The 25,685-nt window shown below is 39.6% G+C and carries 18 protein-coding genes and 2 pseudogenes; 3 read left to right on the forward strand and 17 right to left on the reverse strand.

What is annotated here, in order from left to right:
- Positions 1 to 128: 128 nt before the first annotated feature.
- The 13 genes and pseudogenes from HNQ34_RS00005 to HNQ34_RS00055 all read right to left on the reverse strand — a co-directional run.
- A complete protein-coding gene (locus tag HNQ34_RS00005) occupies positions 129 to 593 on the reverse strand; it encodes an IS630 family transposase (protein WP_409978342.1) in 465 nt (154 codons plus the stop codon).
- Entirely contained in the window at positions 514 to 744 is a 231-nt protein-coding gene (locus HNQ34_RS17980) for a hypothetical protein (protein ID WP_458294266.1), read from the reverse strand. The genes HNQ34_RS00005 and HNQ34_RS17980 overlap by 80 nt, the downstream gene beginning before the upstream one ends.
- A 234-nt stretch (positions 745 to 978) precedes the next feature.
- The gene (locus HNQ34_RS00010) at positions 979 to 1,542 is read right to left on the reverse strand and encodes an NYN domain-containing protein (RefSeq protein WP_221277216.1); all 564 of its coding nucleotides are present in this window, start codon (positions 1,540 to 1,542) and stop codon (positions 979 to 981) included.
- A gap of 227 nt (positions 1,543 to 1,769) precedes the next feature.
- Positions 1,770 to 1,940 carry an Rpn family recombination-promoting nuclease/putative transposase gene (locus tag HNQ34_RS17330; protein ID WP_246363617.1) on the reverse strand — a complete coding sequence of 57 codons (171 nt, stop codon included), beginning with the start codon at positions 1,938 to 1,940 and terminating at the stop codon, positions 1,770 to 1,772.
- Positions 1,941 to 1,963: 23 nt separating this feature from the next.
- Positions 1,964 to 2,122: a PD-(D/E)XK nuclease family transposase gene (locus HNQ34_RS17335; RefSeq protein WP_312856073.1), complete on the reverse strand. Its 159-nt coding sequence runs from the start codon at positions 2,120 to 2,122 to the stop codon at positions 1,964 to 1,966.
- A 289-nt stretch (positions 2,123 to 2,411) separates the two neighbouring features.
- Positions 2,412 to 4,436 carry a DUF262 domain-containing protein gene (locus HNQ34_RS00020; protein ID WP_183250741.1) on the reverse strand — a complete coding sequence of 675 codons (2,025 nt, stop codon included), beginning with the start codon at positions 4,434 to 4,436 and terminating at the stop codon, positions 2,412 to 2,414.
- A gap of 183 nt (positions 4,437 to 4,619) precedes the next feature.
- Complete coding sequence (locus HNQ34_RS00025) at positions 4,620 to 6,707, reverse strand: ATP-binding protein (RefSeq protein WP_183250742.1); 2,088 nt, start codon at positions 6,705 to 6,707, stop codon at positions 4,620 to 4,622.
- Complete coding sequence (locus tag HNQ34_RS00030; protein ID WP_183250743.1) at positions 6,695 to 7,999, reverse strand: SIR2 family protein; 1,305 nt, start codon at positions 7,997 to 7,999, stop codon at positions 6,695 to 6,697. Before HNQ34_RS00030 ends, HNQ34_RS00025 begins: the two co-directional genes overlap by 13 nt.
- 342 nt (positions 8,000 to 8,341) lie before the next feature.
- The gene (locus HNQ34_RS00035) at positions 8,342 to 11,293 is read right to left on the reverse strand and encodes a type III restriction-modification system endonuclease (protein WP_183250744.1); all 2,952 of its coding nucleotides are present in this window, start codon (positions 11,291 to 11,293) and stop codon (positions 8,342 to 8,344) included.
- Between the two features lie 3 nt (positions 11,294 to 11,296).
- A complete protein-coding gene (locus HNQ34_RS00040; RefSeq protein WP_183250745.1) occupies positions 11,297 to 13,123 on the reverse strand; it encodes a site-specific DNA-methyltransferase in 1,827 nt (608 codons plus the stop codon).
- Positions 13,124 to 13,136: 13 nt separating this feature from the next.
- On the reverse strand, positions 13,137 to 13,898 hold the full coding sequence (locus HNQ34_RS00045) for a DUF4391 domain-containing protein (protein ID WP_183250746.1): 762 nt from the start codon (positions 13,896 to 13,898) through the stop codon (positions 13,137 to 13,139).
- Positions 13,899 to 13,903: 5 nt separating this feature from the next.
- A complete protein-coding gene (locus tag HNQ34_RS00050) occupies positions 13,904 to 17,137 on the reverse strand; it encodes a helicase-related protein (RefSeq protein WP_183250747.1) in 3,234 nt (1,077 codons plus the stop codon).
- Positions 17,138 to 17,629: 492 nt separating this feature from the next.
- Positions 17,630 to 17,980: pseudogene (locus tag HNQ34_RS00055) on the reverse strand (DUF4351 domain-containing protein); the annotation flags it as partial.
- Between the two features lie 82 nt (positions 17,981 to 18,062).
- Here HNQ34_RS00055 and HNQ34_RS00060 point away from each other — a divergent pair.
- Positions 18,063 to 18,454 (forward strand): annotated as a pseudogene (locus tag HNQ34_RS00060) (IS110 family transposase); the annotation flags it as partial.
- Positions 18,455 to 18,542: 88 nt separating this feature from the next.
- A complete protein-coding gene (locus tag HNQ34_RS00065) occupies positions 18,543 to 19,112 on the forward strand; it encodes a Uma2 family endonuclease (RefSeq protein ID WP_183250748.1) in 570 nt (189 codons plus the stop codon).
- A gap of 112 nt (positions 19,113 to 19,224) precedes the next feature.
- Here the strand turns inward: HNQ34_RS00065 and HNQ34_RS00070 are convergent, their stop codons facing one another.
- The 4 genes from HNQ34_RS00070 to HNQ34_RS00085 all read right to left on the reverse strand — a co-directional run bounded on the left by HNQ34_RS00070 (position 19,225) and on the right by HNQ34_RS00085 (position 24,569).
- On the reverse strand, positions 19,225 to 19,506 hold the full coding sequence (locus HNQ34_RS00070; protein WP_246363619.1) for an alpha/beta hydrolase: 282 nt from the start codon (positions 19,504 to 19,506) through the stop codon (positions 19,225 to 19,227).
- A 128-nt stretch (positions 19,507 to 19,634) separates the two neighbouring features.
- Complete coding sequence (locus tag HNQ34_RS00075) at positions 19,635 to 20,414, reverse strand: NAD-dependent protein deacylase (protein WP_183250749.1); 780 nt, start codon at positions 20,412 to 20,414, stop codon at positions 19,635 to 19,637.
- A gap of 55 nt (positions 20,415 to 20,469) precedes the next feature.
- Positions 20,470 to 21,702: a 2-oxoglutarate dehydrogenase complex dihydrolipoyllysine-residue succinyltransferase gene (odhB, locus tag HNQ34_RS00080; protein ID WP_183250750.1), complete on the reverse strand. Its 1,233-nt coding sequence runs from the start codon at positions 21,700 to 21,702 to the stop codon at positions 20,470 to 20,472.
- Positions 21,703 to 21,725: 23 nt separating this feature from the next.
- Entirely contained in the window at positions 21,726 to 24,569 is a 2,844-nt protein-coding gene (locus HNQ34_RS00085) for a 2-oxoglutarate dehydrogenase E1 component (RefSeq protein WP_183250751.1), read from the reverse strand.
- Between the two features lie 328 nt (positions 24,570 to 24,897).
- Here HNQ34_RS00085 and HNQ34_RS00090 point away from each other — a divergent pair, with 328 nt between their 5' ends.
- Complete coding sequence (locus tag HNQ34_RS00090; protein WP_183250752.1) at positions 24,898 to 25,671, forward strand: SDR family NAD(P)-dependent oxidoreductase; 774 nt, start codon at positions 24,898 to 24,900, stop codon at positions 25,669 to 25,671.
- Positions 25,672 to 25,685: the final 14 nt, after the last annotated feature.

Below are 25,685 nucleotides of genomic sequence, written 5' to 3' on the forward strand. Positions count from 1 at the left end.
CAGGGTTTGAAGTGGCACTAGATGGCATATTGTTGGTGTATTCGCTTGTAACACTCGGGCTAGTTGAGCGCTAGCGCTCAACTAGCACCACGGGTAGTTAGGTATAATCTCTTAAAACCGTGGTGCTATTATATCCAACTTAAAAAGTTAACCTCTGTTTCACGCTGTGCACCCCAAGCGTTGTAGTGCTGGGAGATGTAATCTGCAAATCGGGTAATCGCGTGATCCATATCGTTTTGATCTTTATGAAACACATTCGCAATCACCGCATCCTTCAGCCATTTCCACAACCGTTCAATCGGGTTTAGCTGTGGAGAATACGGTGGCAAAAAGATAAAATGAAACGGATGTCCTTCTTCGCTCAAATAGTCTTTCACCATCTCGGCATGATGAATACGCGCATTGTCGAGCACTAATATGATAAGCTTCTCTGGATAACGATTGGCTAACATACGTAAGAAATCTAAAAACGTCGTGGCAGTGGCGGATGCTGCACGATGCAAAACGGTTTCTCTATTGTGAACGTTCACTGCGCCAAATACGGAAACTTGGGCGTGATGACCATAAGTAGGAATTTGTTTTTGCTTTCCTATCTCTGATCAAGTGGTGCGCAATATATCCTTCCATCACGAGACGAACTGCCGTGACACGTTGACGTAACGAGGCATTTTTCATCGTCCGTTCCTTTTGACGAAGTTTCTGTGGCGTCCATCCATGGTCATTCGTAATTTTCAATCGTTTCATCTTGCATCCGCTCCTTTTCCGATCAAGTTCTTAGGAGCGATGGTCAAGATAGGGAAAGGTTATACGGATGTTAACCTTCTAAAGTGCATTTATATAGTATGACAGGCGCAATAACTATCGCTTACGTTCAAACGTATATTCTTTTATTGTATGGAAAATTTGTTCAAAGGAATAAGCAAACAGTGCTAGGTACTGCTCGCATTTTCATCGTTTGATAGGCAACCAGCCAAAAATTCATCCCCTTTTAATGCTGTTGATGAATTCCGCATTGATCACTTTTCGATCATCAACAAGGTCTAGCAGCTCATCGTGAGGTCGGATGTCATCACTTTCATCTGAATAATAAAGAGTCACATGCACTCCTTCTGACTGGGCAATTTGCAACGCAGGCAAAAAGTCGCTGTCCCCCGTTAAAAGTGCCGCATGAGTGATTAATTTCTTTGTGCTATGCATCACTAAGTCTGTTGCTAACATAACATCAATGCGCTTTTGCTCAAACACCGGAAAGCCACGATCGTCAATTCCACGAAATGCTAGTTTCCCTTCCCGAACAGTGAAGCTGTCTAGCCTGTTCAATCTTTTGAAAAAACTTTGGGCATTTGAGAAATACTCTTTTTCCTCTGGAGATGGATTTGGTGATTGATATGGAAGGCAGTGGTAGTAGTATGTTCTTAGAAGCAAGTGATCGTTAGCCATGATTGCGGCAAGCTTGCTGTAGTCAATTTTTGCTTTTCCATGCCATTTTAATACATTGTCAAGATACCCTCCATCAATAAACAGGGCAATCCGTGAATACAAAAAAATCCCTCCCCCAAATGAAAACAAAAGGAGCGACACGATGCCGCTCCCATTCTTGACCTGTCATCCGTATGAACGACAGCGTTTATTCTATGTACAATTATGCATAAAAAAAAGGGCATGTCAAGAAATATTTTACTAAAGATGAGGGCTTTAGAGGAACTGTTCTTCCTCTTAGCCGATGGGAAGGTGTGAAAACGGTCCGTTTCATGTAAAAAGGATGTCGATCATAATTGTCGGTGGAAAAACGGAATACGGTTCTCCTTTCGAAAGAGAGGACGAAAACAGCCGCGCTCAGTAAGCATGCGTTCCGGCATATCGTGCTGGTAAACAACTTGAATTTCGACGTTGATCCGTTCGCCGCGATCCGTTAGTACCAATACGTCCAGCCGGCTCATTTTCCCATCTTCCGTTTCTTTCGTCAGCTCAGTGTTTTCGAATTGGACATCGACTCGACGATCCGGTCGTCACCTGTCCGATGCAACAGGGCGTTTAAAAAGGCGATCATAATCGACTTACGACTCGGATGACCAAACAATTGCTTGAACATAAAGTCCATTTTCAAATCGAGGTATTTCACGAGGGTCATCCTTTCGAGGGGAATGTAGCGGGTACAGATTGATTACAACGGAAAGAGAGAAAAAAACAAACGCGGAAAATTCAATTTTCCGGTAGATTTTCCTCACAAAAAAGCGAAGAGAGCCGGGGAAATTGGCTTTTAATGAGGGGAAAATGAATTTTGCGTTTATTTGTTTGGCAAGGGAACAGATTTTGAGGAGCGCACATGCAAAAACAGAGAGCCATGCTTATGACTCTCTGTTTCTACAAATCTCGACAATCCTCGGGGCGTGACAGTACCGAACCATTAATTATTTATATTTTCTAAAATCATCTATATATCTTTCTTGATTTTGATCATTTATATACTTCCAAAATTTCCATCCATTCGTAGAAGTATTATCCTTACCGCTTAAATTATATTTTGCTTTATCTGCAGCGGCTGAAACAGATAAAACTTCACCATTGTAATGCACTTGTTGAGTCTCAATATCAAATATAGCTTCCACTTTTTTATTATAATAACTAGCGAATATTTTTATATTCCCTTTTGTTTTTGGTGGTTGATAGAAGAGATCTACTATTTTTTGTTCTTTTGCTATAATATATTTCTCAATCAATTTGAAAATTGATTCCGCTCTTTTTTCTAAAAATACAATATAAAAGTCATCATAGACACCATCTATTATTTCTATAGGTATTAAATGATTTTTTAAGCTCTCTACAATATTTGGATTAATTTTCATCAATTCTTTAAGATATTGTGATGGAGATTTCTTTCCAATTTTTATGTTTGTGATTTTAGGAATCAATGTCCTGTTCGCTACACAATCTATTAGTGATAATATTTGCTCATTATCTTTAAATTTATTTTTAATGTATTCTTTAGGGAAGATATGATGATCTTCTAACTTGCTATTTAAGTGTAGCTGACTTGAATTGCTCCAATCTATTAAACCTTTCGATGCAAAATTTATAAGGTTTAAAATTCCTTTATAAATAACATTTCCTTTTTTAGAGAAAGACAAGATATCTTCGAGCGAAGTGATTTGAATTTTTAGGCGACTAAAAAAAGCTTTATCGCTTATCTTCTTATTTTGAGCAATATTAGAAAGAATAGATGCATCTTGAATTATAGCTTCATTAGAGCCTGAAGAATACCGTTGAGCAAAGATTGATGACCAATACCAGTATTTAATAAATTCGTGTTGATTTTCGTTCATCTGAGAAAAATCAGTTTTATGGATAGAGCGCAAAAAAATAATTAAAGGTATCAACATGTTTTCATACGGCATCCATTTTTGAGAAATTATAAATCTCTCTTTAAAAAGAAAATCAAGGACTTTTCTATAACAGTTACAAACCTCATCCCAATACATATTGAAATGTTCATAGTTTAAATTAGATAGAATATAATTTCGATCAACTTCCTTGCCATTACTTACAATATAGGAAATAGTACGAACGATTATTTCTCGATTAAAATGATAATTTGGGAAGCTTGATTCTAGTTCCTCAATTTTTTGTCTTAAATTAAATCCTTTGTATAACTTAGCTGCCAAAATATCTATAAAGTTAAGTTGAATACCTTTGCTATTGCTTCGTTCGAAAAAGAGAGCAAATTTCTCCGTATTCATATTTAACAAATAATATGAAAGTAATTTTTCACTATTGAATAGTTCACCTAGCTTTACGCATATCATTCGATATTTTCTAAAAGCTAGTTTCAATTCTTCTTCATCCATACCCGCAATGAAGGATAATTTCCCAAAATAATTCTCCTTAATATCATCATCCAATATATCGCCTTTTGATATTAAAAAAGCATCTGATAACTTTATAGAGAGCCTATCTTCGTCTTCTTGAAGGCTAAATTCGAATAACATTTCCTCCAATGTTCTTTCTCTAAACTCTTTTTCACGAATAGATGTTTCGAGTTCCTCTTCATTTTTTGCAATAAACCAAACTTCGTCAACTCCTGTTAGAGCTCTATAGATAGAAGTAGCTCTTTGCTGACCATCGAGTATAAGCCTAAAGTTATTAATTTGAGTCATTCGTTGAATGTCCTCTTTATCAAAAAACTTGGTTACAAGCTTTTTTCGACTACCTTCTCCCTTTCTAGGTCTTTTATCTATTTCTCTAACCGTTATTTCGAAAGAAGGTTTACCATATATTATAGAACCTATAAAAATATCTCTAACCAAAGAATCAAAAAGCTCACATGTTTTACCTAACTCCCATACGAAGTCTCTTTGAAATTCTGGCAACAAGATATTTTCTTTATGTATATTTTCAACTAAATTTTTTATTGATTCTGTCTGTTGTGGAGCAATCACTTTGAATCCTCCTCGTATAGTATGTTTAGAAAGATTTTTTAATCGAATTTCCAGTTTATTTGATATGCTACTTAATCACATATGCTCGGATAATCTGTCCATGTGTAGGGGGTGCCAAATTCTGAACTGGATTTCCGCGATGTTCCTGAATAATTTCGGCAGGTGAAAGTGCACCGAGATCAATTAATTTTCTTCCTGCCATTCTTTAGATATTTTTTCCCAATCAATTTTTCGTTCTTTTTGATCAGTCCAAACATCCCAAAAATCAGGATCAGACGAATGTGGTTGTTTTTCTTTTGACAGCTCCCTCATTTCAACGAGTATTGGTATTGGAGCTGCCCATCCAAGGATTATTGCTTTTCTTGTAGGTAACACTGGTAGCTCTGAGAGCATCGCACCAAGATTATCTGGAACAAGCCTTTTTACAAGTTCTTGATCTTTATCGTTTACTATCCTATGAAGTAAGAACGTATTACATTGAGAGAGTATTGTTTGAGATAATTCTGAAGGTCTCTGTGATGAAATCAATAATCCTAACCCAAACTTCCTTCCTTCTCTCGCGATTTTTTCAAAAATTTTACAACACATAATTGTTTGTGAAAATTCTTCCTCGCCATTATTGTTAAGCTTACTTATATAGTTGTGGGCTTCTTCCAATACTAATACAGTCGGTAAAGCCTCTCCGTTTAGTCTTCGATATCGTTGCAACGCTTCAAATACTATACGTGAAATTACTGCCACAACAAGATGAAGAATATCTACAGGAACAAGTGAAAGATCGATTATCGCTATTTCCCCATTCTCCGCTTCACTAGCACCGATATAGTCCCGCAACCATCTCTCTAGTGTAACTTCATCTGTAGTGTTTATAATTGAGCCCATTCTTAAATCAGAAATCATCGTGCGAATTCGCATTACTAAAAAATCAAGATATTGTAGTACATTTTTCTCCTCTGCTATTGTTTCAATATGATCTGCCAGACTTTCGAGCCTAAATGGTACTGGTGAATCCTCATTAGGACCTTCATAGATTTGTATTTCACCAAATAGTTTCAAAAAATCATCGACTGCATTAATAGCATTTTCAACATCGCTGACATAGAAAGAGTCAAAATATTCTTGTTCTTCTCCATTTTTGTTAACAAAATTTTTTCTCTTCTTTAACGCAATATTGTTTAATTGCTCACTAAGCGCTTTTAATCCTTCCACATATCGATTATCTATAGTAGTATAAGTTGACAAATAGTATTTAGCGTCATCCGCAACCCTAAGAAGTTTTCTTCCAAATTCGTTTTTTCCTGGCTTCTCAGCAAATGCTGACAGCCCGCTATTGTAATCATTTTTTAATATAATTTGTAAACTTGTGAAATATCTTCTAATCTTTTCAATTTCGTTTTTACTACAAAAATTTCCATTTCTTAGTTCCCTTAGTGCTCTTCGTAAAATAGGCCTTTGAGTCTTGCTACTTGCCTGCGCTATTGAACTCCATTCAGCGCTGTTCCACATCCAAGAAGGAACACGTAATTGTTCAAATTCTTTCATGTCACTTTCAATAATCTTAACCTTAAATTTTCTAACATTACATATATCATCAAAAGTATTTAAATACTCGCCATTTGTATCAAGGATTAAGAATCTTGAGTTAATAGGTTTTTCTTTTTTCTTTTTATTTTCTTTTGCAGCCTCCAAAGACCAACGAATTAGTCCAGCTACTGAACAAGACTTTCCACTCCCAGTATTACCTAATACCGCCAAATGACGACCAAACAACTTGTCTGGATTTACTTTTATTACTGAATTGGCAGCAATAGGTGCCGTACCAATAACAACATTTGCGTTTTCATCTTTGTTGGTAATTATAGATTCTAATTGTTCCGGGGTAGGTATAACAACAGGGTCACCAACAGACGGATAATTATAAACTCCCCGCTCAAATTCATAATTCTCCTCATCATTATATTTTAAAACACCCAGTGGATTTGTTACCATTTTTCTTAAAGGATATGGGAGATTTATTATAGTATTATGACTTGCATTACTGATTGTTTGTGATTCAATCCCAACCCATGAAATAATACAAACTAATGCACCACTTTCGTTTGGAATAAGCACAAACCCATTTATTCTTGGAAATATAGTTGGGGTACCTGTATTAAGAGCGGTACTTTGTGGCGCCCTATTTTCTATTACAACCCTAATTTGATTTGGAGATACAGATTCTACTGTTCCAACTGTTAAATTCCTAAATAAATCATAATCTAAGTAGAGCATTTGGACTCTCTCCCCTCTACTTTATCAAGATGTTGCCCATCATAAGACTCAGCGTTCTGAGTCCTATCGCCACGCTTTTCCTGAATTTCGTTGCTTCTGATAGAGATTCTATCTATAGCAGCTTTCGGCAGATAATGATCGACAAGAGTTTTAAGATCTCCAAAATGATTTCCTATCAACAGTGTAAATTGTGCTGGATTATTTCTCTCGTAAAACTTTCGAATTCTTTTATACGAATCGTCATATGAGATAATGACAATATGCGTAGAAGGTATGGAAAGCATATCTTCAATAATTCTATTTATATGTAAGTCACCAAAACTGTATCCATATGTAACAATAACAGAGTTCGGTTTACAAATGGCACTTGAAAAATCTCGAAACAAATCTGCGTATGGATAGTAGTCTGTCTCGATATCCTTCGAAGAGTTTGGGTATATAGCCAAATGCTCATAAGAATTTATCTTCTCAGAATAGTCTTTATCTCCGAAATCTACAGGTAATTTTCTGATAATCTTGTCCTCCGATATCCAATCAATTGAGCCATGCAATTTAGTAAAACGTACTACTCCCTCAACAAATCTAGGCTCTCCTCTTAACCCTGGTGGATTATAAAAATAATCCAATTCAAACCTCCCTGACCTAAATATAGGTCTTACTTTTCCGACAAATCGATCTATCATCATTATGCCAGCACTATCACAACCGAATTCAATAAACCGATCATAGTTAGTTGTAAATATATGCAATCTATCCCTTGTCGGAGTGCGACTTGAAAAGCTAATTAAGAAAGACTTTAAATAATTTAGAGCAAAATAGGACTTCGAAACGCTATTAAGAAAATCATGTTCAGTTTTAATAATATTCTTTAAAAATGTACTTAACTGAGCCGAAATTTCGATCTCTAGTTTTGTTGCTTTTTGCTCATCGATAATCTTTAGTCCTTTAAGCAATTCGTTAGCAGTTCTAAGATCATCTTCAAAATTTGCATAGCCTCTCTCCATAGCTTCGGCTGATTTATCTGCATATTTCGTTATATATTCGGAATACTCACCATTAAACATAATTCTGTTCATCCCTTGTGAACTGCAATTTGCTAAGTTTGTTACTGCAATTGTTAAACCGGCTCCAAAAAGCGCAGACATATGTTCACTTTGGAATAGAGCTGATAGCCATGGTTCTATTTCTTTTCTTAATTGTCCTATATGGATTTCTTCATTTCTTTCAAAAGACATTTCCTTTCTATTTATTTTAAGAATATTACTTAAATCCCAGTTGATATTATTTTCCATAAAAATCCCCCAATGTTTCTATAATTGATTGTAGATGAGCAAATCAATTATCCTAAATTTACCTACAAACGAAAAACTAAACACACGGTAAAAACAAGGCGTAATTATCCAGAAATCCCTATACATACCTTAATCGAATAAGTTGATGGAAAAAAATAAAATTTTGGATATAACGAAATGCTTGAGTACTTATGATAAAGAAGCTATCACGGATTCAAGTACTCGACTATAGTCACTACCACATTCCTTAAAATACTACAAATCACCCAAAAATCCTGTCGAACCTTGTCACAAAATTAAAAAAAGACAGAAGTTTTATCAACTCCTGTCTAATCCGTCCTATCAGCTCATTGCTCGGAGCATAAATTCATTAACATCTTTCTCTGGTCCGATGAATTCGACGTTTGTATGGATCGCTTGGAAGTGTTTGCGGGCAAAGTCGATTTTTGCCGCTTCTTCTGGGCGGAGTGCGCCTTCCCAGTCGGTTCCTTTTGTTTCGAGGACGAAGTATAGTTTTTCTTCGCCGTCTTTGTCGACTACAAGCGCCCAGTCAGGGTTGTATGCACCAATTGGCGTGTCGATTTTAAACCAATGTGGCAGTTTGACATATACTTTGACATGTTCGTCCTTTTCAAATCGCTGTGCAAAACTCGCTTCGATATCCGAATCGTAGACGATATGATCAAACAACGATTTTTCACTACGAATCGCATTGTTGTTTAAATACGCAAGCAGCTCTTCATTTTCAAACAGCTCGACGGCATAATACGCATCATCGCCGATTTTGTAATATTTCACACCGTCTTTTAAAAGCAATTTCATTTCACGCTGAATGACTTTTGTGACTTCTTCCATAAACTTTTGCGGATTGTTTTTAAAGTCATCGAGACGGTCGCAGCCCGTCAAAATTTCAACAATCGTTTTTCGCGTTAAATTCGTGCGGTTTTGCAGTTCGGTAATAATGTCTGGCAACGTATGGTGAGCGGTAACATAGTCTTCCACTCGCTCACTGACGGTTTCCAACTGCACTCCTTCCACGCGGTCAATCGCCAATTGATCTTTTCGGCTGATAATACGAATTTTTTCAATACGCGGCATGTTTTGAATGCTCGTTATGCTTTTTTGAATGAGTTGATCGCTGTCGATTTGAACGGAGTAGACCGTCTTATATTTAATTCGCTCCCAAAGTTGGCGAAACTCTTCACCAAAAAACACTTGCTTATTTAATTGCACTCTTTTCTTTTTCGTCGCATCTTTAATCGGCAAGTGCTGCAAGTAATGGTTTATTTCATGCAAAATCGCTTGCTTCCAAGGCTGAAACTCATCGCTCATCTTTAATGTATCATTATCTATCGCTTCTTTTAGCTCCGGCTTTGCTTTTCCTTTAGCGTCAATATATCCATGCTGCTTCAGCTCTTCGTACAACTTAGCCGATAAATCGTAGCCCATTTGCATCGGTTCTTCTGTATTTGGATCGATATACGTTAATTTGGCAAATATGTGTTTTTCGATCTTTCCAAAAGTCACGCCTGTTTCTTCTTCCATTTCTTTTTGCAAAGAAGCGACAAACTCTTCATACGATTCATTTGCCATCACTGTTAATATGTTCACACTGTCATCTTGCACTCGTTCACCGTTTTGATTCACGGCTAAGCGCAGCCCGCGCCCGATTTCTTGGCGGCGTGATACGTACGTTCCCGCTGAATCTTTTAATGTACAAATTTGAAATACGTTTGGGTTGTCCCAACCTTCACGCAGAGCGGAGTGCGAGAAAATAAAGCGAAGTGGCTCGTCCAAACTTAACAACCGTTCTTTGTCTTTCATAATAAGGTTATATACATCTGTATCCGCTTCTGTATTCCCTTTCGTATCTTTTAGCCTTCCTTTTTTATCTTGCGCAAAATAGCCGTTATGCACTTTTTCAATCGGGATATCAACGTCAATATCGTTAAACAATGTACGATATTTTGGTTTTTGAATGAGTTTCTGATACTCTTCTTCAAACATCACGGCGTATTTCCCTTTTATCGGGTTGCCATCTTGATCGTAGTCCCGATAGTTCGCTACTTTATCAATGAAAAATAAACTAAGCACTTTAATGCCACGATGGCGTAAGCGCAATTCTTTATCTAAATGCTCTTCAATCGTTTTGCGAATTTGGTATCGTTTAATCGTATCGTCATCCATATCGCCAATGACATCGCCGATTCGCAAATAATGACCGTTGACTTCAATCGACTCGTTTCCCGGCGTCCAGTCAATTTGCTCAACAATATAACCACGATATATGTCGCGCTCTCCAGAAATGTCATATAAGTCATCGCCATATTTCACCGTTTTCGTCGTTCGCTTCACTTTCCCTCGCGCTTCAACATCGAGCTCAATCGTTGCTTTTCGTTCCTTCACATCTACCAACTTTATATAAGGTACATTAAACGATGGCTCGGAGCGAACGGACATGACTTCAATTCGCTTAACAAGTTTTTGGTTGTAAGCATCGACCGCATCTAATCGGTAAATCATATTGTATTTATCGACATGCGTTGCCGAATAACGCAACGTGCATAATGGGTTGAGTGACGCAATCGCCTCTTTTGACTTTGGCGTCGTATCGACGCTTTGTGGTTCGTCGATAATAACAATCGGGTTCGTTTCTTGAATAAATTGAATCGGCCGATATCCGTTTAAGCGATCGTTCGGACGGTGGATGACGTTTGCCTTATCTTCTTTTTCGGGATCTTCAAAGCTTTTGCGAAAAGCATCAATATTAATAACCATCACTTGAATCGTCGTAGCGGTCGCAAAATTGCGGACGCGGTCCAATTTTTGTGAATCGTAAATGAAATATTCTAGCGGCTTGTTGTCATATAGTTCATTAAAATGATCTCTTGTTATTTGTAGCGATTTATAAACGCCTTCGCGAATGGCGACCGACGGTACAACGATGACAAACTTTGTAAAACCGTAATGTTTATTTAATTCATAAATCGTTCGCAAGTACACATACGTTTTCCCTGTTCCTGTTTCCATTTCGATCGTGAAATTCATACCGTCTAACTTCTCGCTACGCGGCAAGCCGTTTTTCAGTTGAACGTCTTGAACGTTTTTTAAGATTTCATCCGACGTAAGGTCTAAACGATTTCCTATCCCGAGCGCCGTTTGAATCATTCCGGCATTTGGCCCATACGAAACAGTAAAATTTGACTGGCTCAGCTCTTGTCCCTTAAAAATCTGGACGACGGAATCAATCGCTTGTTTTTGGTAGGTTAAATCTCCATGAAACTTTAGCTTCATTTCCTACACACTCCTTACATCATTGATTCCGTTCTTTTTCAATGTTTGAATGGCGTTTATTTTCACCGAGTCGTTCATAAAGCCCGATTCTTTAAAAATGACTTTCGGCGATAAATGTTCAGACTTATGTTTCATCATTTCGTGGACAATGTCTAAATCAATGTCATTTTCTAAGCATAGGAGCACCGCCCCGAAACCGACGTTGTAAATCGTTTTGCCGTTGTAGTCGATTTCTTCAATCGGCGTCGTCAGCGGCAGACCTATTTTTAGTAAAATCTCGTATAACAAGTCTTCTTTTGTTCGGTCTTCTTTCATATTATCCTTGTAATCAAAAAGGTCTTGTTTCAAGTTTTCGAAATCTGGATCCCACGTTTTAATATTCGATGAATCGAGCGTAAACACTTTAAAACCTATATCCAAATCGTTTTTTCCTGTCTCCTGAACAATCTTTTCCCCTGCGCGGCGAATGCGTTCTTTCCCGATCTCGCAAATGTTTTTATAACCGGCTTTATATGCTTCTGAATTTTCAGCAGTTGGCTCTGGTAGCTGAACCATAATGAATTTACGATTTCCACCATCTTCGGCATTTAGTTGCATCACCGCATGGGCAGTAGTGGCAGAACCGGAGAAGAAATCGAGAATTATCGAATTTTTTTCACTACTTTGCTCTAATATGCTCTTTACCAGTGAAACTGGCTTAGGAAAATCAAAATACTTTCCTCCAAATATTTCGCGAACCTCTCTACTACCATTTAATGTAAAACCAACCTCATCTGTTAATACGGATGAAAAACCTGTGAATCTGCTACCAAGTTCTGATAAATACTTTTTCTCACGAGGTCTACCATCATCTTTGATAGGAAAAATAATTCGCCCCTCATCGATTTTTTGTTGCATAGTTTCTTTTGAATATCTCCATCCACTATCTTCCGGTGGCACAAATTTCCTACCAGTTTTCGGTTCAAAAATAGGGTAATGCAAATTAGGTCTTTGTGATGAATTAGCAAGTCCAAGAATACTATTGCTCATCCAAGGACCTCTTGGGTCATTGTCCGGATTCGAATATTTAGATATATCAATCAACTTACCTTTCAAACTAAACTGTTCGATATTTTTGCAAAAAACAACTACATACTCATGATCATTTGATAGACCTGTTTTATTACGACTATCAACTATTTGGCGGCTTTTCCATATTAATACACCTAAAAAATTTTGTTCTCCAAAAATTTCATCACAAACTTTTCTTAGGTTTCCTACTTCTGTATCATCAATACTAATAAAAATAACCCCATCCTCCCTTAACAAATTCCTCGCCAGTTTTAGCCGCGGGTACATCATATTCAACCAATCGGTATGATACCGTCCGTTTGTTTCCGTATTGGCTTTTGTTGTTTGCTGCGTCATTTCTTTGTAGTTTTTAATGTTATCGCGGAAGTCGTCTTTATAAACAAAGTCTTTTCCGGTGTTGTATGGCGGGTCGATGTAGATCATTTTAATTTTGCCAAAGTATGATTTTTGCAATAGCTTCAATACTTCGAGGTTATCCCCTTCAATATAAAGATTGTCCGTCGTGTCCCAGTTTTTGCTTGATTGTTTGTCTGGTCTGAGCGTTCCAGTGGACGGCGTTTGCGCGAGTTGCATTGCTTGTGTCTTGCCGTGCCATGTAAATTCGTATCGCTCGTTTCTTTTTTCAATTTCTTCGCCAAGCACAAGCTTTAGTTTCTGAAAATCGATTTTTCCTTCCGTCACGACTTCTGGGAATAGCTTCTTTAATGCTTCGATGTTTGTTTGCACTAAATCCATCGATTTTCCGTCTAGCTTTTCCATCGTTTTTCCCCTTTCATTTTAATCGTTGTTTTAATTGTTCGATTTGCGTTGTTAATTCGTGAATTTTCATGTTCATTTCTACTTTGCGATTAAATTGCGTTTCTTTTTTTAGCTTCGCTTTCCACGCAGCGATTTCTGTTTCTAGTTGCTTGATTTGTGCGATCAGTTGCTGCGATTGTTCGTTTGCTGCGATATAAAACGCGCCAACTGCATCGACATGTTGAAACGCTTGGACAGCACGGTGAATATCTTGATAAAACTGAAAGAAATGCGCAAATGATACGTTTTTCATATGTACGGAAGCGATAAACTGCCGAACGGTTTCATTCGTTTCATTGAGCGGAAACCACGGAGTGTAAGCTTGTTGTTCTAAAACCGCCTGTGACTGGTCCACTTTGTTTCGCCGCTTTATACACGTATGGACTTGGATGTTTTCTTTTTTCGTAAACATGATGACAACCGGATTCGGAAGCGCGCCTTGAATCACTTCACTAATCGTTGAAACATGGTTATCTTTTGCTTCTTCCCTTAGCCGAATGGTAATAAACATAACCCCTTCGTAATGGTACTCTTCATTAATGAACGGCTGGATATTCATGTTGCTTGGCGTTAATACATACGTTAACTCGATCCGCTCCACATATTTCGTAACATAGTCTTTTTCTTTTTTGTTTAAATCCGCAAAATCGTAAAACGTTTTTTTATCCAATTTTTTGTGAAGCGGACGAACGTGAGAATCCAAACCAATCATTTGATAAAACGCAACTCCAGCCATCATTCTCACCCTTTGATAATAAGATAAGAAACGATTTCAAAATCTTGTAAATTCGTATTGGCTGTTGTCATCAGTTGATCTAAATTTCCTAAGCTGAAAATGTTCAACGTTGCATGTTGATCGATTTTTCCGACAATCTCTTCTACCGCTTGTTCAAGCAATTGTTTATATACGCCCATCTCTTTTCCGTTTTTCGTTTCTTCATAAAACGCTACATATAGCTGGCTTTCTACTTCGTCCTTTCCGTGGCATAATGACCGGTACAAATCCAAAATTTTTTTCACATGGACGTGGTTGTATAATACTTCTCCATTTTCTTTCATATACACTAAGTAGTACGGGTGAAGGGCGTTTTGTTCATGGGTAGTCGTAAAATGATTGATTTGCTTTAAACAAAAAATAACCCCTGGATGAATGTCGTCTCTTAGTTTTTCATTTTTATTGGTTGTCATACTAAACAGTCCGAAAGGTGCTGTTTCGATCATTTCTTTGTTTTGTTTCATAAAATTCAATAAGTCCATGCGAAAATCATCCATCGTAAAGTCGGTTAGCGAAATGTTTCCAGAAATATCTTCTAAATCTATTACTTCGCTTTGTAGTTTTTCCAGTTGTTTTCTCCGATACTCAAGGTCTTTCATTTCGTTGCTGTTGCTAGAAAGGACATCTTCTTCCCCGGTCGATGAAATATCGAGAATTGCCATCTTTTCTTTTACTCTGCTGACAAGATTAATGTACTCGTCCAGCTCTATTGGCGGCCAAAAGTTCACAAGCTGAATTTGCTCGTTTTTGCTTCCAATTCGGTCAATTCGGCCAAACCGTTGAATAATGCGCACCGGATTCCAGTGAATATCGTAGTTAATTAAATAATCACAGTCTTGCAAGTTTTGCCCTTCTGAAATACAGTCTGTCGCAATTAAAATGTCAATTTCGTCTGTCATATCGGGCATTAGCTTTCTTCTCTCTTTCGACGCAGGAGAGAAATGCATTAAAACGTTATTAAAGTCCGTTTTTTGCATCGGAAACGTCGTTTTCGGCCGGTCTTTCCCTGTCACTACTGCACAGTGAAGATGGAACTCGTGCCGAATCCAGCGATGCAAATGTTCATATAAGTATTTTGCGGTATCAGCAAACGCTGTAAAAATAAGTATCTTTTTGTTTTGTCCATTGATTGGGTGTGCGATTTTCTGTTGAATCATCTTTTTAAGCGTCAACATTTTTTGATCGCGTTCTGGTGTAACTTGGCTAGCATAATCCAACAACTTTTGTAGAATGGTACGATCATATAGTAAATCTTGCTTCCAACGGATACGATCGATATCACGCAGGGCGATTTTCACTTTTGCCCCGACAAATGCTTCTTCCAATTCATCGTCTTCCATGTCAATCTCAGCGAACTCGCCAATGTTAGTAGCTTCGATCTCGATTTTAGACAACTGAGCATCAATTTGTTCAATAATGCTTTTTAATGTTAGCGAGAAAGAGTAGATGCTGCTTTCTAAACGCTTTAATAAGTTCGTTTTCATTAAGTAGACGAGGTTGTTTTCACGGTCTGTTTGTTTAAACACACGTCCATTGGCGACTTTCGTGTCGTATTTTTCGTGATAAAACGCCTGCTTATGCGGTAAAATGTATTTCATCGGTGAATAAAGCGCAAACCGCAAACGTAAAATGTCGTTATTAATGATAGAGAGCGATGGGAATTCATGATTTGCATCAATCGTCTCTTTTATATTGATCGGCTTTAACCGTTGCGGGAATTTCCCGATCGCGTTTACATTATAATATTTTTCAATATGACGGCGCGAGCGAGCAATCGTTAGTGAATCAAGCAACGTAAAATAGTCCCAGCTCAGCATATCCAATAGTCGTTCTGTCGTTCGTTCTTCTTCGGGTAAGTTACTCCATTTTTTAAATTGCGATTGTGCACGGCGAATCGTTTGGTTAATGCTTTTGATATTGGCGGTTTCCGCTAATGCTTTATCATTTCCTTCTGTAATAAAAGCAATTTGGTTTTTTAAATCGTCCAGTTTGTTGTTAACAGGGGTTGCGGAAAGCATCAACACTTTTGTTTTCACGCCCGCTTTAATAATATCGTTCATTAAACGTGAATAGCGAGTAATATGGCTTTTCCGCGGGTCATTGTTACGGAAATTGTGCGATTCATCAATGACGACTAAATCGTAATTTCCCCAGTTGACGTATTCTAAATTAATGTTTCCGCTATATCCGCCTTTGCGCGACAGATCGGTATGATTTAGCAAATCATAAGAGAAGCGGTCTTCGAGCAAAATATTTCGTTTGTCATTCGCACGGTAAATTTCCCAGTTTTCGCGTAGTTTTTTTGGTGCAAGCACAAGAACGCGATGATTTCGTAATTCGTAATATTTAATGATTGCCAATGCTTCAAATGTTTTTCCTAATCCGACGCTATCAGCAATAATGCAGCCCCCATACGTTTCAATTTTATTAATCGCTCCAACCACACCATCGCGCTGAAAGTCATAAAGTTTATTCCAAATCGTTGTCTTTTCAAAGCCCGTTTTCGTTTGTAACGTGCTGTAATCGCGCGTTTCTTGCAGAAAATCTTTAAAAAGATTGTAAAGTGTAACAAAATAAATAAATTCGGGCGTGTGCTCTTGGTACAATACCTCTAATTGGCGCAAAATTTGCTCCTTTACATCTTGCAAGGCATACTCATTTTTCCAAATGTCATCAAACTGGCGTATTAATTCAATATTCTCTTTTTCATCATCCGTAATCGTGTTAATATACATGTTGGACGAGTTGCTGTAGCCTAGCCCTGGGCTCGAAAAAGGAGCGCCACCGACCAATCCAATTTGCGTTCCGTCTTTATTTTGGACATGGTATAGCCCGCCTTCAATTTTGCGCGTAGTAACCGATTTTATTTTCGCTTTTTGCTTCAACCATTTCGCAAACTCTTTTGCTATGTATGCTTGGTTTAGCTCCGCTTTATATTTTTGCTCTTCTTCCACACCGTACAACAATGTTTCGTTTTTTGCGATTTTTTCGTTTGCTAAATAATCCCCTCTCACAAAGGCTGGTTCCGTAAAAATGAAACGAAACTCTTCGATTTGTGAAAGCTCCTTTTTTAGCTCTACAAAAGCATATAACGTGAAATGAGCTGCCGCAACAGAAAGTTTGCTCCCTTTTTGCATATGCTTTTTGAGCACATCCCCCACTAAACCACGTTGTTTGTTATCAATCATTCCTTTGGACATGTAACATCGGAACTCCTTATTTGTTAGTTATAAAACCTATTTCGACATGGTTTTATTGTATCAAAATAAAGATGACAAAAACTGTCGAAATCAGTCGGAAGCGTGCGTCAATACGAGAAAAAACTCTACAACTATAATAAAAAGCAGTCCCCCTCCCTCATTGCCAAGGAAGGGGGCATTTCATCAATAAAAACAAAAGGAGCGACACGATGCCGCTCCCCTTCTTGACCTGTCATCCATATGAACGACAGCGTTTATTCTACGCATGATTATACAACAAAAATATGACGTGTCAAGACACATTTTCACACCATCATTGTAACGTCGCCGATTGCATAGTGGTAAAACAAAAAAATCCATAGCCCCTCCCGCTACGGATTTTCCCTTAGAATATTAGATTTGTATTCGCTTCTATTCTAAAACATAAAAAAACAAACTGCCGACGATCCGAGATTGGAAGCCGACGACAGTTGTGAAATGGCGAACAAACTCTTTATTCCTCAGCATTTGCTGCATTTCTTCTTCCGCAAGGTCTGTGACGTTCGCAATATCTTTTACACTCATTCCTTTTCTCGCCATCGTTTGGACAAGATGCTTCATCCCCTGTCTCATTCCTTGTTTGCTCCCTTCTTCTCTTCCCTTTTCCAACGCTTTTTGTTCATACGAAATAATCAGTTCCAGCACTTGTTCTTTTTCTTTCGTCTCCATTTCATTCACCTCGCTTCGCAGTCGTTGTTCTTCTTCATCCGATAGCTTCACATATGTTTCAAAAAAGCCAAACAGTAATCGTTTTTTCGCTTCGTCTAATTCCATCCGTACAAGCATGCGTAAAAATTGTTTTTGCGATTGGGTTCCTCCCCCACTTACTCCCTTTGGTCGTTGAAGTGGGGGTCTCCTCGCCAAGGATGATGAACGTTGTTGTGGAATAGACGTGCATAAAAAATCGATTACTGCTTGTACCATCACCCTTGAAGGAAAAGCAATTCGAACATTCGGTACCATGACCGATGAATTGCTGGAGTTTGTGAACTGGTTGAAAGAAATAGGTGTGACGCACGTGGCGATGGAATCGGCAAATGTGTACTGGAAACCGTTGTACAATTTGCTTGAACTGGAACAAATCGAAACGCTTGTCGTCAAAGCCCAGCACATTAAAGCGGTTTCTGGACGGGACGGAAGACGGATATGAAGGATGCCAAGTGAATCGCCAACTTGCTTCGGCATGGATTGTTGAAAGGAAGTTATATTCCTGACCGAGCACAACGAGAACTGCGAGAATTAGTTCGATATCGACGCAGTTTGGTCCGAAGAAAGAGTACACGATTTTGGGGCGTGATAGGCACGTATCTTAGCGCCTTTCCGTTGTGATATAATATAAAAAAAGGCAAAAAAGGATGTGGAAGAGATGCAAAAAGAACAACATGATCGTCTGTATTCATATAAAGATATCCAACATTGGGAAGGGAATTGGGAGCTGATTGACGGCGTTCCTTACTTGCTTGCGTCCCCGTCGTATGATCATCAATATGTCGTTGGCGAGCTGCATCTCGCCTTAGCTCCTTACTTCAAAGCATGCGGATGCCGAGTCATCTTGTCTCCATTTGACGTTCAATTCGATACAGACCGCGATGAAGAGGAGGCGCAAACGGTTGTACAGCCGGACTTATTCGTTGTTTGTGACTCGAATCGAATTACGAAAAATCGGGTAAAGGGCGCGCCTGACATAGTTATCGAGGTGTTGTCGGCCAGCACGGGAATTAGAGACCGAAATCACAAGTATCATTTGTATGAAGCAAATGGGGTGAAAGAGTACTGGATGGTGGACCCAAGCAATCGGACGATTGAAGTGATCGGCTTGGAAGAGGGGCGTTTTCAAAAACGGGCGGTATTCGGTCCTAAGGATGTGTTAACGTCTTTTTTGTATCCGGATTTAGCAATTCCGCTTGACTCGATCTTGAATGTTGAAGTGAAATAATGGCAAATGTTTACTGGGGTACTCAAACATTTGGTGAAATTGGAATGAATATGTAAAAAAATAGAAAATTTTTCGCCAGCTTCTTTTTTACTCATCAAATAAACGTTTTATTTCATTGATACAATCTTCTATCTAGGGGATAAATGCCGATTTTATCAATAAAGATCCCTTTGTACGGAATCATTTTTGTTTTCACGCTAAATTTCGCCAGTTTTCGTGCATATGCTTCAACTTCCAATCGCAAATAATCGAACTCCGCATCCGTCATCGCGCGAACAGTGGCAAGATTCCCGCCGGCACTATTGCCAGCAACGGCAATTTGATCAGCGCAAATGCCATACTTCTCTGCATAGCGATAGAAAACAATCTGTAAGGCCGATTGCAATCTCGGCAATGCTCATCCCTTTTTCAATCATTTCCCGCTCTTTTTGTTTCATGCCTCCTTTCAGTCCCTCTTCTCGTCCTTGCCATCATGAGGAGCGCACATACAAAAACAGAGAGCCATGCTATGACTCTCTGTTTCTACAAATCTCGACAATCCTCGGGGCGTGACAGGCACCACGAAATATATGAACGCAATTTTGCCACCGTGTCCCCGATCCCGCCGTGAATGACTAGTTCAAATGCGTGATCCATCCTTGTTGGTGTTTTATTAATGATGGCTTTGTACGTAGAAGGGGATTCAGCAGCAACGTAAAGCGGAATTTGGTTGACGGGTGTTACTTCAAGGCTTGTGCCCATCGCCAGCAAAAGCTCGCTTTTCGCTGCTGCGGCGAACGCCTCATCGATTCTTGGCACTACGCCGCCAAACAGAACGACATCCGGCTTAAGGATTTCGCCGCATGTTCCCCGTTTGCAAGACGGGACATCTTTGGAATTAATAAACGCCAAGTCATACTTTGCGCCACATGCGGGACATGTTGCTGTCTGCAAGGTGCCGTGCAATTCAATGACGTTCGTGCTCCCTGCTTTCTTATGTAATCCGTCAATATTTTGCGTTAAAATTGTCACCTGCTTTCCCATTTCTTCTAATTGGCGAAGAAACAAATGACCTGCATTTGGTGCAAACTTTCCCATCAGTTTTAACGAAAACATCCGCTTAAAACGCTGCCAAAAATCAACTGGATTTTTGGCAAAGTAGTATTCAGACAAATAGTATTCGACATCTTCTTCTTGCGCATAAATCCCATTTTCGCTGCGAAAATCAGGAATGCCCGATTCCGTGCTCATTCCTGCCCCCGTCAACACTGCAATCATATTTGCACGAGCGATTCGCACTGCCAACTCTTTCGTAACGTCCATCTTCTCCTCCTACCAAGTATTTTATGTGTAAATAAAAATCATGAGGGAACTCCCCTCATGATTCTAACAATAACTGCTCCGGATCTTCAAGAAGCTCTTTTACTTTCACTAAAAAGCCGACCGCTTCTTTGCCGTCGATAATGCGGTGGTCGTAGGATAGCGCCACATACATCATCGGGCGGTTTTCCATGCGCTCTTCGTCGATGGCGACAGGGCGAAGTTGGATTTTATGCATGCCTAAAATGCCGACTTGCGGCCCGTTTAAAATAGGCGTCGACAGTAACGAACCAAACACGCCGCCGTTAGTAATCGTAAATGTGCCTCCTTGCAGATCTTTTAAGCTTAATTTATTTTCACGCGCTTTTGTTGCTAAATGTAAAATCTCCCGCTCAATCTCAGCAAAATTTTTCTTGTCCGCGTCGCGTACGACAGGAACGACTAGCCCTTCGTCTGTCGATACGGCTACCCCGATATCATAGTATTTTTTCACGATAATTTCATCGCCTTGAATTTCGGCATTTAGCAGCGGATATTTTTTTAATGCTGCGACGACGGCTTTCGTGAAGAACGACATAAAGCCAAGCCGCACATCATGTTCTTGATAAAACGCATCTTTGCGACGATTGCGCAAGTTGATAATGGCCGTCATGTCAATCTCGTTAAATGTTGTCAGCATCGCTGCGGTGTGTTGAACTTCCACCAACCGTTTCGCAATCGTTTGGCGGCGTCGGGACATGCGGATTCGCTCGACTGGCTTTTCTAGCTCAAATGCGTTCGGCATCGCCGGTTTGGCTGCTTCTAGTGCAGGTGACGATGGAACTGGCTGATTCGAGTACGCTTCTACATCATGTTTACGGATGCGGCCTAGCGGATCAACCGGCGTTACTTTGGATAAATCAATGCCTTTTTCACGGGCCAGCTTTCTTGCTGCTGGTGAAGCGATCGGTCGTTGCGTTGGTTTTGCGGCAGGTTCTTCCTTGACCGGCTCTTCTTTTGCAGCGGTCGGTTGGCCCTGTTGCGGCGTTTCTTCTGCTTGTGGAGCGTTTGTTTCCGCTCCTTCTGATACAATGGCGATTGTATCCCCTACACGGACGGTATCTCCTTCATGAAATAACAATTGAGCAATAATCCCTGACGCTTCCGCCATTAATTCTACATTCACCTTATCGGTTTCTAACTCTACAATCGGCTCCCCTTTATGGATAAAATCTCCCGGTTGTTTAAGCCATCGGGAAATCGTTCCTTCCGTAATCGATTCTGCTAATTCCGGTACTTTAATTTCTGCCACTGTTCTATCTCCTTTCGCCATTTTTATAGTTGCGAGCGCGTGAAGGCTTGGTTTATAATGCGCGCTTGTTCTTTTTTATGAACAATTGGGTCGCCTTCTGCCGTGCTGGACCGTCTTCTGCGTCCGACATAAGCAACTTGGACTCCCGCAGGGGCTAATGTAAGCAAGCGAGGTTCGACAAAGTTCCAAGCTCCCATATTTTTCGGTTCTTCTTGTACCCACACCATTTCTTTTAAATTCGGGAACTGTTTCATGTAACGGGCAATTTCTTCCATTGGGAACGGATACAACTCCTCTACCCGTAAAATATGGAACCAGTCTTTATCTTGTATTTCTTCTAATTTTTCCGCTAAATCAATTGCGATTTTACCCGAACATAGGATTAGCCGTTCGACTTTTTCTGGAGCATGTCCTAATCCTGGTTGTGGCAACACTGGTTGGAAACTTCCCTCGCTCAAATCCGCTGCTTTTGACACAACTAACGGATGACGCAATAAGCTTTTCGGCGACATAATGATCAGCGGCCGCACTTCTTCTTTTTGTAAAATCAACGCTTGACGGCGCAAAATATGGAAGTATTGTGATGATTTTGTCATATTCGCGACAGTCCAGTTATTTTCAGCCGCTAATGTCAAAAACCGTTCCAAACGGGCGCTTGAATGCTCAGGTCCTTGTCCTTCGTATCCGTGCGGAAGCAACATCACAAGACCAGATTTTTGTCCCCATTTCGCTCTTCCTGATGAGATAAACTGGTCAATAATGACTTGGGCAGAGTTCGCAAAATCGCCGAATTGCGCTTCCCATAGCACTAATGTTTCAGGAGCAAAGACATTATATCCGTATTCAAACCCAAGCACACTCGTCTCAGACAGCGGGCTATTATGAATCGCAAAAGATGCTTTGCTGCTTGATAAATGATGTAGCGGCGAAAAGATTTTTCCTGTTTTTTCATCATGTAAAACAAGGTGACGTTGGGCGAACGTTCCTCTCTCCGAATCTTGCCCTGTCAGCCGGATCGGAATGCCATCTTGCAGAATCGTGGCAAAGGCTAACGCTTCCGCATGGGCCCAATCGATCTTGTTCTCTTGAAAAGCGGTAATGCGCCGCTGCAAAATTCGTTCCAACTTATTAAATACGTGAAAATTCTCTGGCCATTGTACAAGTTCATGATTTACTCGTTCAAGCACATGAACAGGCACCGTTGTATCGATGTTTGAAATCCCTTTTTCCGCTACTTCCGGCGGATTCATTTCGTAATCGAGTTCTTCTTGGACATTCGCTACTTTCTCATAAGCTGCTTGCAGTCTCTTCTCTATTTCTTCTGTAAAGCGATCCACCTCGTCCGTTGATCGAATGATCCCTTGCTGTTTAAGACGGTTCTTATAAAGATTGCGAACAGTCGGATGTTTACGAATGGTTTGATACATTAATGGATTCGTCGCAGCAGGTTCATCCATTTCATTATGACCGTGACGGCGATATCCAATTAAATCGATTAAAAAGTCTTTCTTAAACGTTTGCCGGTAAATCACAGCAAAATGAGCTGCTGCAAGCACCGCTTCCGGGTCATCGGCATTCACATGAACAATCGGAATTTCGAATCCTTTCGCTAAATCGCTCGCATATTTCGTGGAACGAGAATCTTCACTTTCTGTCGTAAATCCGATCATATTGTTGGCGATGATATGGATCGTACCGCCTGTTTGATAGCCTTTTAACCGGCTTAAGTTTAACGTTTCCGCCACGACTCCTTGTCCTGGAAACGCCGCATCGCCATGAATTAAAATCGCGAGCGATTGATTTTCATCTTGTTTAGGGAAGCCGGGTGCGCTACGGGTTTCTTGAGCAGCACGCGTATAACCGACCACAACAGGATTGACAAATTCTAAATGGCTTGGGTTGTTAGCTAATGTAATAACCGCGCGAACGGTATTCTCCTTCTTGATTTTTCGGTCCAACCCTAAATGATATTTGACGTCGCCCGTCCATCCGTACGTAATTCCGATCGATCCTTCAGATGGAATTAAATCTTTATTCGGCGCATGTTGGAATTCTGCGAAAATCATTTCATAAGGTTTGCCTAATACGTGTGCCAGCACATTTAGCCGTCCGCGATGAGCCATTCCAATGTTAATCGTTTTTGTCCCTGCTTGTACAGATTCTGAAATAATCTCATCAAGCAATGGTACTAGCGTATCAACCCCTTCAATTGAAAAACGTTTTTGACCGACGAATGTCCGGTGCAAAAATTGTTCAAACACTTCCACTTCCGTGAGCCGTTTTAACAGTTCCATTTTCTTCGCATTCGAGATCGAAGGGATATAGCTGCCTGACTCGACCATTTGTAATAGCCAATTTTTTTCCTCAATATTTTGAACATGTCCAAATTCAAACGCTAGTTTCGATGTATAAACCGTTTTTAAATATTGAATCGCTTCAAGCCCATTTTGCATATGGCTAGGCAAATACGCACTAATAATCGAAGCAGGAATCGATTTTAAATCTTCTTCCGTTAGCCCGAACTGTTGAAGATCAAGATGGTTCGAATCTTTTTCAGACGTTTCCAACGGATTGATTTGAGCATCTAAATGCCCGAAAGTACGGATATAATCAGCCAGTTTGATTGCCTGAACATATTTTTCTAATAAGTTCGCACGTACATTAGTGTGCTGCGCAAAATATTTCTGATCAACAGCATCGTTCACATCCTGTATTTCAGGCGGTCCCCAGCGGTCAAACAAGTCTTTCAACTCTGGATCAACCTGACTTGGATCTTGTAAATACCGCTCGTACATTTCCATGACGTATCCAAGATTTGGACCGTGAAACTTTTCCCATGGATTTCTGAAACTTTCATTCGTGTTCATGTTTGAATACCCTCCAAAGCAAATAAATCGCTTTACACGATAAATGCCGTTTTTTATCAGTTCCCATATGAAAAGAGTATTACACAATAAGGGATTGGTTATGATTTCAAAAAACGGTGGATTTTATTTTACAACATATTCATAGTGATAAACCGATTGCATTTCCATTTTACTACTGTTTCGATGAAAATCCAAATAACTTGATTTTTGTTATTTTTCTTACTTTTCAGTACAAAAAGTTGAGCACACGCAAATTATCGTTACATGTGAGAAGATTATTTTGATACAATCTTTGTAGATCTCAAAGAAAAATAAGGAGGAGTTTTTGATGTTTTTGCCTTCATTTCGTTTAGACGGTAAGACCGCTATTGTAACCGGTGCGGGGAGAGGAATCGGAAAAGCCATTGCCATTGGATTTGCCGAGGCTGGCGCAGATGTCGCCATCTTGTCGCGGACAAAAGAAGATTTAGAACGGACTGCATTTGAAATCGAAAAATTCGGGAAAAAAGCGTATGTTATCCCTGCAGATGTAACGAACCGTGGAGCGGTACAAGAAGCGGTAACAGAAATAAAAAAACAGGCGGGACAAATCGACATTTTAGTCAATAATGCCGGAATGAATATTCGCACTCCTGCCCTAGAAGTAACAGATGCCGAATGGGAAACGATTATGAATACGAACTTGAAATCAGCGTTTATGATGTCACAAGAAGTTGGGGCAATCATAAAAGATCAAGGAAGCGGTGGAAGAATCATTAACATTTCATCGGTCGCTGGGCATGTTGCGCTGCGTACAGGAGTCGTTTATGCGGCAACAAAAGCAGCATTAATTCAAATGACTAAAGTATTGGCATTCGAGTGGGGCAAATTCGGAATTAATGTGAATTCCATCGGTCCTTGGTACTTTAAAACCCCACTAACAGAAAAATTGCTTCAGAATCAACAGTATGTGAACGATATTTTGGCTGTCACTCCTTTGAAGCGAATCGGCGAATTGCCTGAGCTTGTTGGTCCCGCTGTATTTTTAGCATCGGATGCAGGGAGCTATGTAACCGGACAAACTTTATTTGTTGATGGCGGAATGACTATCCACGGATTTTAATCATACATAGGGAA

It is taken from the genome of Anoxybacteroides tepidamans, from assembly GCF_014201465.1.
GTDB classification, from domain to species: Bacteria; Bacillota; Bacilli; order Bacillales; family Anoxybacillaceae; genus Anoxybacteroides; species Anoxybacteroides tepidamans.

Excerpts from the sequence above, each read along its gene's own strand:
- HNQ34_RS00090 (WP_183250752.1), top strand. The coding sequence starts at position 24,898 with ATGTTTTTGCCTTCATTTCGTTTAGACGGTAAGACCGCTATTGTAACC.
- HNQ34_RS00065 (WP_183250748.1), top strand. The coding sequence starts at position 18,543 with ATGCAAAAAGAACAACATGATCGTCTGTATTCATATAAAGATATCCAA.
- HNQ34_RS00045 (WP_183250746.1), bottom strand. The coding sequence starts at position 13,898 with ATGGCTGGAGTTGCGTTTTATCAAATGATTGGTTTGGATTCTCACGTT.
- HNQ34_RS00075 (WP_183250749.1), bottom strand. The coding sequence starts at position 20,414 with ATGGACGTTACGAAAGAGTTGGCAGTGCGAATCGCTCGTGCAAATATG.
- HNQ34_RS00035 (WP_183250744.1), bottom strand. The coding sequence starts at position 11,293 with ATGAAGCTAAAGTTTCATGGAGATTTAACCTACCAAAAACAAGCGATT.
- HNQ34_RS00030 (WP_183250743.1), bottom strand. The coding sequence starts at position 7,999 with ATGGAAAATAATATCAACTGGGATTTAAGTAATATTCTTAAAATAAAT.
- HNQ34_RS00085 (WP_183250751.1), bottom strand. The coding sequence starts at position 24,569 with ATGAACACGAATGAAAGTTTCAGAAATCCATGGGAAAAGTTTCACGGT.
- HNQ34_RS17980 (WP_458294266.1), bottom strand. The coding sequence starts at position 744 with ATGAAACGATTGAAAATTACGAATGACCATGGATGGACGCCACAGAAA.
- HNQ34_RS17330 (WP_246363617.1), bottom strand. The coding sequence starts at position 1,940 with ATGAGCCGGCTGGACGTATTGGTACTAACGGATCGCGGCGAACGGATC.
- HNQ34_RS00040 (WP_183250745.1), bottom strand. The coding sequence starts at position 13,123 with ATGGAAAAGCTAGACGGAAAATCGATGGATTTAGTGCAAACAAACATC.
- HNQ34_RS00050 (WP_183250747.1), bottom strand. The coding sequence starts at position 17,137 with ATGTCCAAAGGAATGATTGATAACAAACAACGTGGTTTAGTGGGGGAT.
- HNQ34_RS00025 (WP_183250742.1), bottom strand. The coding sequence starts at position 6,707 with ATGCTCTACTTAGATTATGATTTATTTAGGAATTTAACAGTTGGAACA.